Raw genomic sequence first — 12,472 nt, 5'->3', positions numbered from 1 at the left:
ACGATAGTGCAATTACAAAGTTATTGGATCTGTGTGAAAAAGCAGTATGAATAAGCTTAAGCTGATGAATAACAAGATTTGCTCTATAATCACCTGGGATTTCCAAGTTTTAAATATCAACAGGATCAGCACGTGGCCAGCCAGCTCGAGAACGACTTTACCCTCAGCGATGAAGAAATGCATTTATACAGTCGCCAGATTCTGCTGGATGGCTGGGATATCGATGCCCAGGAGAAACTCAAGTTGGCGAATGTACTGATCGTCGGTGCGGGTGGCATCGGCTGTAGCTCGGCCGAGCTGTTGGCACGCGCAGGTGTCGGCAAGTTAACCATCATTGATGCCGACAGCATCGAAATGAGCAATTTGCAGCGACAGATTGCCTTTACTCAGGCAGACCTTGGCTTTTTTAAAGCCGAAACACTGGCTAAACGTCTGCAAAGTATTAATCCCCATATTGAGGTGGATTATCTCAACCAGAAACTGGAGATTCACAATGCCAAAGACCTGATTTCTGCTCAGGATTTGGTTCTCGATGGCTGTGATAACTTTAGTACGCGCTGTTTGGTGAATCAGGTCTGTGTAGAGCAGAATGTTCCTCTGCTCAGTGCCTCAGCCATTGGCTTGCAAGGGCAACTGTTTATGGTGGAAGGAAATTCCGCTTGTTATGAATGCCTGTTCCCCAAAGCGCAGCACAGTAATGAAAGTTTGCGCTGCGCTGACTCTGGCGTGCTGGCAACCACGCCCGTAGTGATGGCCGCTTTACAGGCCCACCACGCTTTGTTGTATTTAGGTTTAAATCGTACACCGTTACGCAGTAAATTGTTGCTGTGGGACGGCTTAACCATGAAACAGCGTTTACTTGGTTTTGAAAAAGATACAAATTGCCCCATCTGTCAGGCAAGATTTTCCTTAAGCTAAGGGAACTTTGCTAGAATCTGCCACAATCAAGAAGTGTTTATAACATGATGAAAAAAAATATCTGGTGGGATGGATTACGTTCCGTGGGCCGTATGGGTGAAACAGCCGTGGTGGTTGCCAAAGCCGGCATTAAATACGCAACAGAAAAACCAAGCAATGCCAAACTGATGCGGGAGACCTTTGAATCTCTCGGTTCGACCTATATTAAACTCGGACAATTTATTGCCAGTACACCATCGCTCTTTCCGCGTGAATACGTTGAAGAATTTCAGGGCTGTCTGGATCAGACGCCAACTTTGCCATTTAGCTATATTCAACAGGTACTGGCTTCGGAATTTGCAGACCGTAACCTGAATGAAATTTTTTCCTGGATTGATGAGCAGCCTTTGGCTTCGGCCTCGATTGCCCAGGTCCATGCCGCACGTCTGGTCAGCGGTGAAGATGTGGTAATCAAGGTGCAAAAGCCGGGTGTAGAAACCATTCTCTACACTGATCTGAATGTCTTGCATTGGGCGACCAAATTGCTGGAAAAAGCGGTGCCTAAAGTCAAATTCGCGTCGTTGGCGGATATTGTGGAAGAAATTAAAGACCGTATGGTGCGTGAAGTCGACTTTATTGAAGAGGCACGCAATCTGGATGACTTTATCCAGTATCTGAACCAGACGCACAATCAGGCGGCGACTGCACCGAAAGTCTACCATCAGTATTCTACCCGCCGTGTCCTGACCATGCAGCGTTTATATGGTGTACCACTGACTGATTTTGAAGTAGTGAAAAAATATGCCAAAGACCCGTCACAAGTGTTGATTACCGCCATGAATACCTGGTTTGGCAGTCTGATGATGTGTAACAGTTTCCATGCTGACTTGCATGCAGGTAACCTGATGTTGCTAGAAGATGGCCGTATCGGGTTTATCGATTTTGGCATTGTCGGACAGCTGAAACCGGAAGTTTGGACGGCTTGTATCAGCTTTATGGATGCGTTGCAAAAAACCGATTATCCCGCCATGGCTGAAAATATGCTGAAAATGGGCATGACCGACAGCAAGATTGATCCGCAGGTTTTGGCGCAGGATCTGGAGCGTTTATTCAGCGGAGTCATGCTGGCTGATCCGCAAGAATTACTGCACACCAATCCTGCGGATCTAAACGACATCATGATGGATATGGTGGCGGTGGGTGAGCGACATGGTATCCGTTTCCCGCGCGACTTTGCCTTGCTGTTCAAGCAAATGCTGTATTTCGACCGTTTCATGCGCGTGCTGGCACCATATACTGACATCTATGCTGACCAGCGTTTGCAGATGATCCAGAATCTGCATCCGCAGCACAGTTAATTTGATACCCCAGCCCAGCCAAGAGAATCATGATGGATGCAATAGTTATTGAAGGTTTAAAGGTCGAGACCGTGATCGGTTGTTTTAACTGGGAACGGCAAATTCTGCAGCCTTTATTGCTGGATTTAACCATTCATCATGATTTGTCACAGGCGGCGCAATCCGATGAACTGCAAGATACCGTCAATTATGCACAAATCTGTGAAATTGCTGCGCAGGTGATCCAGCAGGCACAGCCGAAACTGATTGAACATGCCGCAAAACTGGTGCTCGATGCGCTTTTTACTACCTTTCCGGGTATTGAATCGATTATGATTATGATCCGGAAGCCTGCCATTATCGCGCAAGCCAATTCTGTAGGAATTCGTCTTGAACGCCACCGTAAAGATTTTTGCTCTCGCCCTGGCGAGTAACTTTCAGCCTCAACAACAGCTTGCAAGTGCCTTTGCAAAAATCGCCCAGTGGGGAGATGTTGAATTCTCCCCGATTTATGAAATTCCCTGTCGTGATGGTGTCGGTGCTGATTACTGGAACTGCGCCTGTCTATTAAAAAGTACCGTCAATGCCGAACAGCTGATGGAACAGCTGAAACAGCTTGAGCAGGAAGCAGGGCGGATCCGTCCTTCTCATCAGATTTCACTGGATGTGGATTTGATTGCCTGGGGTGAGGATTTACAGAAAATGCAATTTAATCCAAAAAAATTGCCGTTAGCCTTAGATGTCAAAATCCCATTATATGAACTCTGGCCACATCCAGATTTTTTGACCTCTTCACAACATTTTCCAGTGATTCAGGTTGAGGCAATATTCTAAATAAAAAGACGCTGATCTCAGCAGATCATCGTCTTTTTCTGATTTGTAATTTAAATATAGTAACTGGTTTTGGTCATCAGTTTGGAAATCGCGGTCATGGTGATACGTATCGGATAGGGCAAATCCACACCTCCAGCTTTTAATGCCGTATCGCGATGATGCAGTTCATCTTCATTCATCTGTTGCAGAATCTTGCGTGAACGTTCATCTTCCGCAGGAAGCTGGTTGATATGATCCTGTAAATGCAGACTGACCTGACGTTCGGTTTCTGCCACAAAGCCCAAGCTGTATTGATCACCGGCTATCCCGGCAATCGCACCCATACCAAAAGATAGGCTGTACCAGACTGGATTGAGCAGGCTTGGGTAACTTTCGAGTTCTTTCAGGCGGTCTTCACACCAAGCTAAATGGTCCTGTTCTTCAAGTGCAGCCTGTTCCATTTCTCGACGTACATTGGGTAAACGCGCGGTGAGTGCCTGACCATGATACAGGGCTTGTGCACAGACTTCACCCGTGTGGTTCACCCGCATCAGACCAGCGACGTGTCGAGCATCACTGACGCTGAGCGGTGCTTCACTCTGTTGTGCCGGATTGGTACGCTGCGCAGCTGTCGCGCCTGGAACCAGACTTCTTAGGGCTTGGTCAAAGGAATGGATGAGTCGATCAAGACCGGTATAGTGACGCATGTAGTTAATCCTCCAAACAGCCTGGTGTATTTTTTAGCATAGGCTTGATTTTGAACAGCAACCATAGGGTAAAGATGGCGCTGAGCACTGCGGTAATCACGAACAATATTTTAATATCAATTTGCAGGATGCTTAAAATGAAAATTGAAAAAATTGCCGATGACACCATAAAAATAGCATTCAGTATGTTATTCGCTGCCACGACACGGGCACGGTGTGAGCGCGGCGAATAGGCCTGCATCAGGGTATATAACGGAACGATATAAAAACCGCCACTAATGCCCAAGAATGTGACAGCTAACATCACGTGATAATAGACCCAGCCTCGGGTGAACATATCATGCACACCGAGCAAAGTTCCGCTTGGTTCAGGTACAAACATCAGGCTGGCAGCGAGATATAAGGCGAAAACAGTCAGGCCCACAGCACCAAATGGCACCATTTTGATACTTACCGAGGCGCCGCCCCATTTACGGCATAGCATTGAACCCACCCCAATGCCGACAGAAAACAAGGTTAATAAAAGACTCACCACGTTTTCTGACGCATGCAGGTTCTGTTGGGTGAGCTGAGGAATCTGGGTCAAATAGGTGGCCCCATAAAACCAGTACCAGGAATTTCCGAGCAAGACACAGAAAATGATCGGTAAACTTTTCGCATATTTTAAGGTCTGCCAACTGGTGCGGAAAAAATTCCAATCCACCTTAATATGTGGCGCGGCGACATTTTGTTTGTAAATAAACCGGCTTGAAAAATAGCCTAAGCATGCAATTCCCACAACGGTAAAACTGATCCAGAACATATTGCCTTGTGAGGCAGAGATGACCGATCCCCCTAAAATCATCCCAAATAAAATGGCAAGTGAGGTACCCGACTGAAACAGGGCATTTCCGGAGACCAGTTCATTGGGTTTGAGAATCTCTGGTAAAATCGCATACTTGATTGGGCCAAAAAAGGTGGAATGTGTCCCCATTAAGAACAGTGCAATAAACAGCAGCCCTAAATTGCCGAGCAGGAAACCGGCTGAACCCAGTAGCATGATTACGATTTCCAGCAGTTTAATTCCACGGATGAGCCGGGCACGTTCATATTTGTCCGCCAGCTGACCTGCCGTCGCTGAAAAAATAAAATACGGCAGAATAAATAATAAGCCAGCCAGATTATTCAGGGTGCTGACCGCCATATTCTGTTGACTGATCCATCCATAGGTAATGACCAATAACAGCGCTTGTTTATAAATATTGTCATTCAGCGCGCCAAAGAACTGGGTGAGAAACATCGGCAGAAAACGGCGTGTTTGTAACAGATGGGGATGTTTTTGCATAAGCACACTGCTTTTTAAACTTTTATAGAGAAATGTGATGAATTGGTAAATGAGCAAACAAAATCATGTATGATATTTTCAGCTTTTTATCCGGTAAAATTCAAATAGATTTGAGTTGTTAAAAGTTGCTCATTACACCATACCCATTACTAAAAATAATTTACTTTTGAGTCATGTATGCCTGCAAAAATGAATTTTAAGAAATCAATGCTTGCACAGTCACTGCATCCGATGTCGAACATGCATGATATCAATAAACGCTTAAGTGTAAGTATTTTCTTTGCAGTGCTGGCAACCCACACTATGGCGCAAGAGCCGGAAACGACTGCAGAACCGCTCAGCAATACGGCTACGCCAGAAGTCATACTGGATACGGGTCATAGCAGTACAGTCAATAGCCCTCCAGAAACGCAACTGGATAGCCTGATTTTGTTACAGCAGCAAGAACAGGCGCCTGAACAGATCGCTGAATTTCAGCCCATCGAGTTTGATGAACTGGAAGATTTACCAGTTGCCACGATTGACCCCAATCTGGCAGAAGAAATTTTTCGTGTTGCTGAACAGGCGAAAACGGAAGCACAAAATTATCGTGCGGGTCTGACTACTTTGCCTGAAGTGGTGGTTGCAGAAGCGACACAGCAGGAACTGGCAGAAATCAACCAAGCGCCTATCAATATTGACCAGTTGATGCAAAACATTCAGGCAGACAGCCAGATTATTGTGGAAGCGAATGATGGCGGACGCAGTCTGGCTGAACTAGGACTCAGTGCAGCTGAAACCCGGCCTGAAAATGATCAGCCTCCTAGACTACTCAAACGTCTATGGTACAAAGTCCGGCCACCACGTGAATTGAATACCGCTAATGTGCCACGCATTAGTGCTGAAGTGCAGGGTGCGCCTGCTGAACTGGCTGCCAATATTCGGGGCAAGCTTTCCACAGTGACTCAGGAAGCGTTTGAAGATTTTAATCTGGTGGTGCCGCAATTACGCAGTATTTCCAATCAGGCTGCTCAAGCTGTGGGCTATTACAATGCCAGTTTCAAATTTGAACGTATCAGTGCAAACCGTGTGCGGGTCTTGGTCACGCCGAATGAGCCTGTTCGAATTGAGCAGCAGAATGTTGAATTTACCGGTCCAGGTCAGAATCATCCGCAATTCCAGGTGATTCGCGTACTTCCGGATCAGGATGTTGGGGATATTTTTCACCACGGCTTATATGAGCAGACCAAAACCCGGATTAATGATGCGGCATCCGATAACGGCTTTTTCGATGCCTATTGGCGTCTACATGATGTCAAGGTGGCCCAACCGCAAAATACCGCGGAAATCAATTTACGTTATGAGACGGGTGAGCGTTATGCGGTGGGTCCTGCCGAGTTCCGGATGAGTGATCCTTCAAAACCCTTGCCGCTGGATATGGACATCTTGCAGCAGATGGTGCCTTGGAAAGACGGGGATGATTATACCTTCTGGCGTGTCAACTCACTGGCCAATAACCTGACCAACTCACGTTATTTTAACTACACTCTTGTTGATGCCATCCGTCCGGATCCTGTTGAGCGGAATCTGGAATTGCCACCTGACATCCAGGCTCTGATTGAGCAGAACAAGCTGGCAGAAAATGATTTACGGGTCCAGGATCAAAAACGTATCGCGTCTTCACAGGAAGTCACCCAGAATGTGGTGGATGAAGAGCAGTTTGCTGGCAACGAAGAAACGCTTCAAAATCAGACGCTACAACAGTTACAAGCCCAGCAACAGGAAAAACAGTCGGAAACTGAACGGTTAAAAGTGCAGGCACGTGCTGAGCAGAAAATTCCGGTCATTGTGACTTTGAACGCAGATAAACTGAATAGTCTAGAAACCGGTGCAGGTTATGGCTCCGATACGGGTCCACGTGTGCGAGCCCAGTATCGCCGTGCGATTGTGAACAAGCGCGGCCATGCCTTTGATGCCAACATGGAAGTATCGAGTATCCGTCAATCTATCGATGGTAGCTACAGCATTCCTTATCATCATCCATTGAATGATTATCTGAGTCTGGTTGGCGGTTATGAACGTGAGGAACGTGATGACATCGCGTCAGGCTATGGACTCATGATCGAATCCGCTGTTGTGGGGGGAGATCGGATTATTAAAAACCCATTAGGCAGCTGGCAGCATACTTATGGTGTGCGTTACCGACTGGATCGCTTAACCCAACAGGGTGTCGTTGATACCAAGAAAATTCCGGATGCCTTTATGGCACCAGGTTCCGATACACAACAGCAGTCTTTATTGCTGGGTTATCAGATTTCACGTACCGACAGCGATAAACCCGTGAATCCATCAAAAGGTTTTAAACAGACTTACAAGCTTGAGTTGGGAAGTGAAAGCCTGCTCAGTGATGCGGATATGGCTATCGTCAATGCTGGATGGCGTTTCATTTACTCACTGGGGGAAAATGATGATCACCAATTTGTCGGCCGTGCCGATCTGGGGTATATCTATGCGCAGGATTTCCAGAAAGTTCCGTATAACTTGCGCTATTTTACCGGCGGTGACCAGAGTATCCGAGGTTTTGACTATAAAAGTCTGACCCCAACCGAGTATGGCTACAAGGTCGGTGGACAAGCCTTGGCCGTCGGCTCTCTAGAATATAATTACCAGTTTAAAGAAGGTTGGCGTGCGGCGTTATTTACCGACTTCGGTAATGCCTATGATCAGAATTTTAATACGCCGACAGCTTATAGCGTCGGTTTAGGTGTACGTTGGGCTTCGCCGATTGGACCGATTCGTCTGGACGTCGCTTCCGGCATCTCGGATGAGGGTCATCCAATCCGCTTACACTTTTTTATTGGCTCACAACTCTAATTTATCGACTTCAGCAGGATTTGTATGTCTGACGTAGAACAGCAAGAAACCACCACAACGCCGTTAGTCAAAAAACGGCGTATGGGACGCAGCATTGTATTAACACTCGGGATCGTGGTGTTACTGCTGGTTTCGGCTGTGCTCGTGATGTTTTCTACAGACCGTGGCAGTAAATTTTTGCTGGATCGGGTGCTGGAACAGCAGAAAATTATCTCCTATCAGTATGAAAGCGGTAATTTACTGCACGGCATTATCCTAAAAAACATCTGGGTGAATTTAAAAACAGTTGACGTCAAGATAGATCGTGCCGATGTCACCTTGGGTTGGCGTGCCGTGATCCACAAAGAAATTCATCTGCATACGGCGGATGTGAAAAACTTACAGATTATTTATAAAAAACCACCGAGCAATAAAGAATTCCAGTTTGCACCGATTCGTTTACCGTTCGCCCTGTATGTTGATCGCGCAGATCTTGATCATTTGCTGATTAAAACCAGTAAAGCTGCGGTCGATTTTTATGATATCCAGCTGAATGAGGCCTCATGGCTGGGGACTGAACTGAAATTCACCGATAGCCGGATGGATATGGGCTATCTGGCTGTGCGGAATGCCAGCGGGATGATCCGCTTTGATGGCAAATATCCACTCCATGCCGTGGGGGATGTCAATCTGCCTGCACTGCGCAATCTGAATATCCATGATATCCGTGTGGTAGCGAAAGGCTCATTAGATACCATTGCTGCAGGTGTGGAGACGTATACACCAGATTTGTTGACAGGCTGGATTGTTTTGCATCCAGTGCGTCAGGGTGTTCCGATGTTTGGTCAAGTCAAGTTTAAAGACTATGAATGGCCATTGTTGCTCGAACAAAAGCTGTTCACTAAAAACGGTCTGGCCAAATTTCAGGCGAATACGCGTGGCATGGATATTCAGGTGCAGAGTGACCTGAGTGGCAAATACATCCCACGAGGTCAATATCAGGCAAAAATGCACACTGATTATGTGCGTCAACTGGATGTGCAGTCCCTCACGGGGCAGGTCATGTCCGGAACTGTCAAGCTGGCTGGCATTTTAGGCTGGAAAGATGCCGTGACCTGGAAAGCGAATGGTCGGATCGAGCGGCTTAATCCTAAAGACAAAATTATTCCACAGGTGATCCGCGATTTTATGCCGCCCATGCTCGATGCCAATATCGCTTCCAGTGGGACTCTGGCGAATGGATTACAGGTTAAAGGTCAGATTGACTTTGACCGTTATGAAAATTGGTCATTGACGCTGAACCAAGCACAACAAACGACAGCCAAAGCCAAACCGATGTTTTTGGATATTGGCTGGCAAGGGATTGATCGTGCCGTACCTTATATCGGTTGGCTGAGCAGTGATTCAGGGCAGTTAAAAATGACCCTCTTACCTGGCCGTCAGGATATGTTGCTGTCCAGTGTGGTGCGTCAACATCAGCAGGGCCGTTTACCGACTGGGCACTATCAAGCACGTTTGAATCTACACAACAATAGTCTGAACATTCCTGCTTTTACTTTCCAGCAGGAGCAACAACGGGTGACCGGTACGGGCTCAGTCATATTGCCTTCTGAAAAGCGCCAGTTGCAGTGGAATGCAGACTTGCAGGCGAAAGATTTTGATTTGCAAACGGTAGTTGCTCAAGCACCGGTTAATCATCTGAATGGTCGGGTCAAGGTGCATGCTTATGCCAAACCCAACCAGCATATTATTCAGCTCAATGAAATTAACCTGACCGGCCAATTGGTGCAGACCGCACAACAAGAACAGGTGCAACTGGTCGGGCGTAGCACAATCGCCTTGCTGTTTCAGAACCCTAAAGCTGGTGGTCAGTTCAAGAGTTTCGCCGTGAACTATGATGGCTCACTCAACGGGATACAGCACACCGATGGGCTGCTGAAACTGCAGATTGCGGGTACGCCAAGTCTGATTCAGGTGCGTCAGTTACAGCATAGTGGGGTTGCCGGGAAAATTTATGCGCAGGGGATGGTTAATCTGCAAAATGGCATTGGTTGGGATCTCAATGCCTCTCTGGTGCATTTTAAACCGCAATATTTTGTTGCTTCTTTAAAGGGTGACCTGTCAGGCAATATCAGAACCCAGGGCAACTGGGGAGAGCAGCTGAAACGGATTAATATTGAAAAGCTGAATGTGGCGGGGACACTCAACAATAAACCGTTGCGAGGTCGGGGTAACTTGACTTTGTTGCTGGATTCACGGCAACAAGGCTTTTTACCGCAGCAGTTTGAGGCACGCAATTTATATCTGGTGTATGCCAATAACCAGATTCAGGCAACCGGCAACACACAAAGCTTGAAAGTCAAAATCAATGCACCGGCCTTGAATCAACTCTATTCCGGTCTGCGTGGCCGAGCCTATGGCTATCTGGATGTGCAATCAGTCCCTCGTTTAAAGGCAACAGCGAACCTCGCAGTTGATAATTTTGGCTTTAACGAACTGTTCAGTGTGAAAAAACTGCGTGTTCAAGGTGAGTTACCCACAGCAGCACAAACGCCAACCCTATTGACTGCCAAGCTGGAGCAGTTCCGTAGTGGCAAGCGGAGTCTAGATGCAGCTGAAATTTCTCTCGCTGGAACACGGCAAGCACACTTGGTCCGTATTTCGGCACAGAACCGCCTTTCAAAATTTTATGTACAGCTAGCCGGTGGCTTTAATCCACAAAATGATTGGTTAGGCCAAATCCAGAAAGGTGATTTTGATTCTTACCGCATTCATCTGGTTCAGCAGCAGAATGCACCGTTATTGTATTCCAAAGCCAGAGCTTCACTGTTTATCGGGCAGCATTGCTGGACCAGTCCACGCAGTCAGATTTGTCTTGATCAATCGATGCGGGTGAGTCGTGCCAATGGCAATGTTTCGCTGGTTTCCCAAAATCTGGATTTACAGGATTTTCAGGCTTTTGTTCCAGAAGGTTTGGCACTTACAGGTAAATTGAATGGATATGCCAAAGCATCATGGAGCAATGGCAACCGGCCGAAGCTGGATGCTCGTCTGGTCACCCGTAAAGGTGAGATTGGTTTAGCACCTGATGATCCACAAGATCCTGCCATGACCATGAATTATGATGAGCTTAGCCTGATCGGAAAAAGTGTGGCAGAAGGCCTGTTATTACGTTTAGATGTAAAAACGCCAAATATCGGGACAGGCTACGCCAATGTAGTGATTGATCCTTATCAAGCGGCTAAGCCAATGCGTGGTGAAGTCGCATTCAGTGAAGTGCAGTTGGCGGTATTTAAGCCGTTTATCCGGGATGTACGTTCTATGGGCGGCACCTTGTCTTTTGCAGGTAAGGTAAATGGAACATTGACGAATCCTTTACTGAATGGCGAGATGCGCCTGAAAAATGGTGCCATCAGCATGTTATCGCTGCCTGTCAATCTCAGTAATGTGCAAGTGTATTCTTCCATTCGTCAGAACTCCGCGACGATTAAGGGTGCATTTAATAGTGGCCCGGGTGTAGGGTTGTTGAATGGGGAGATTAACTGGCAGGATAAACCTCGGATTCGGTTGAGTCTGAAAGGCGAAAATTTGGTGATGCGTCAGGCTCCCCTCATTACCGCTTCAGTCACGCCAGAACTCAATATGGAGGTCTTACCAGCGGATCGGCGTTTAACTGTGAATGGTAAAATCGATATTCCACGTGCCTTGATCTCAATGCCACAAGCCTCTGCACCGATTGTCAACGTGTCTTCTGATGTACGAATCATACGTGAAGGCCAAAATCAGTTGGCCATTCTGCGTGCAGCCAAACCATGGGATATTCGCGCCGATTTGCAGGTCAATTTGGGTGATCGGGTAATTTTCCAGGGCTTTGACAGTCGTATTCCGTTGATTGGCCGTTTGTATTTGTCTCAACGTGGAACCGAAACAGCCATGCGTGCCAGTGGTGCGATTGGAGTCAGCCAACGTGTCAAAATTGAGGCGTATGGCCAAAGTCTAGATTTGAACCGTGCAATTGCCCGTTTCAATGGCCCGGCCTCCAACCCAACTCTGGATATTGATGCCAATAAAACGGTACAAGGTAGTTTGGTGGGTATTCGGGTGACGGGCACAGCAGCCAGCCCGAATATTCAAGTGTATAACGATGCCGGTCTGTCTGAGCAGGAAGCATTAAATGCCATGATTACGGGAAGGATCAATGAAGGTACCAGTGGTTTGAGCCAGGCCGAGAGCTTTAAATCAGACGTGAATAATACCATTGCTGCAGCCGGGATTAGCTTGGGCTTGGGAGGTACACGTGCCTTGACCAATCAGATTGGCCGCAGTTTTGGTTTGAGTGGTTTGGCTTTGGACGCACAGGGAACAGGGGATGATACCCAAGTCAGTTTGACGGGTTATCTCACACCCGATCTGTTTATTCGTTATGGGGTGGGGGTATTCACGCCAGTGAACAAACTGACTTTGCGTTATCAAATGAACAAACGACTGTATTTTGAAGCGAGCCAGTCGCTCGAGCGTGCAATTGACTTGTTCTATCATTGGCGTTTCTAAACAAGAGCGGT

The 12,472-nt window shown here is 47.0% G+C and carries 8 protein-coding genes; 6 read left to right on the top strand and 2 right to left on the bottom strand.

The genetic code is table 11. The annotated features are described in order from the left end of the window. Positions 1 to 177 precede the first annotated feature (177 nt). Genes PGW99_RS06630 through PGW99_RS06615 form a run of 4 tightly spaced genes read left to right on the top strand, consistent with a single transcriptional unit; the run spans position 178 to position 3,068 of the window. Entirely contained in the window at positions 178 to 918 is a 741-nt protein-coding gene (locus PGW99_RS06630) for a HesA/MoeB/ThiF family protein (RefSeq protein ID WP_273779458.1), read from the top strand. Between the two features lie 47 nt (positions 919 to 965). Next, positions 966 to 2,255: an ABC1 kinase family protein gene (locus PGW99_RS06625; protein WP_273779457.1), complete on the top strand. Its 1,290-nt coding sequence runs from the start codon at positions 966 to 968 to the stop codon at positions 2,253 to 2,255. A 32-nt stretch (positions 2,256 to 2,287) separates the two neighbouring features. Further along, entirely contained in the window at positions 2,288 to 2,668 is a 381-nt protein-coding gene (folB, locus tag PGW99_RS06620) for a dihydroneopterin aldolase (RefSeq protein ID WP_273779456.1), read from the top strand. Continuing rightward, positions 2,625 to 3,068: a 2-amino-4-hydroxy-6-hydroxymethyldihydropteridine diphosphokinase gene (locus tag PGW99_RS06615; protein ID WP_273776796.1), complete on the top strand. Its 444-nt coding sequence runs from the start codon at positions 2,625 to 2,627 to the stop codon at positions 3,066 to 3,068. Before folB ends, PGW99_RS06615 begins: the two co-directional genes overlap by 44 nt. Before the next feature lie 50 nt (positions 3,069 to 3,118). Here PGW99_RS06615 and coq7 read toward each other — a convergent pair whose 3' ends face one another. Both coq7 and PGW99_RS06605 read right to left on the bottom strand, forming a co-directional pair. After that, on the bottom strand, positions 3,119 to 3,754 hold the full coding sequence (coq7, locus tag PGW99_RS06610) for a 2-polyprenyl-3-methyl-6-methoxy-1,4-benzoquinone monooxygenase (RefSeq protein ID WP_273776795.1): 636 nt from the start codon (positions 3,752 to 3,754) through the stop codon (positions 3,119 to 3,121). Between the two features lie 4 nt (positions 3,755 to 3,758). Beyond that, positions 3,759 to 5,078, bottom strand: a complete 1,320-nt coding sequence (locus PGW99_RS06605) for an MFS transporter (protein ID WP_273776794.1) — start codon at positions 5,076 to 5,078, stop codon at positions 3,759 to 3,761. Positions 5,079 to 5,255: 177 nt separating this feature from the next. On the opposite strand from PGW99_RS06605, the gene PGW99_RS06600 reads away from it, so the two are divergent. Further along, on the top strand, positions 5,256 to 7,931 hold the full coding sequence (locus tag PGW99_RS06600) for an autotransporter assembly complex protein TamA (RefSeq protein ID WP_273776793.1): 2,676 nt from the start codon (positions 5,256 to 5,258) through the stop codon (positions 7,929 to 7,931). A gap of 24 nt (positions 7,932 to 7,955) precedes the next feature. Continuing rightward, a complete protein-coding gene (locus PGW99_RS06595) occupies positions 7,956 to 12,461 on the top strand; it encodes a translocation/assembly module TamB domain-containing protein (RefSeq protein ID WP_273776792.1) in 4,506 nt (1,501 codons plus the stop codon). Positions 12,462 to 12,472: the final 11 nt, after the last annotated feature.

This window comes from Acinetobacter sp. GSS19, assembly GCF_028621895.1.
Taxonomy (GTDB): Bacteria; Pseudomonadota; Gammaproteobacteria; order Pseudomonadales; family Moraxellaceae; genus Acinetobacter.
The sequence above is the reverse complement of the archived record's forward strand: the minus strand, read 5'-3'. Positions and strand labels throughout refer to the sequence as shown.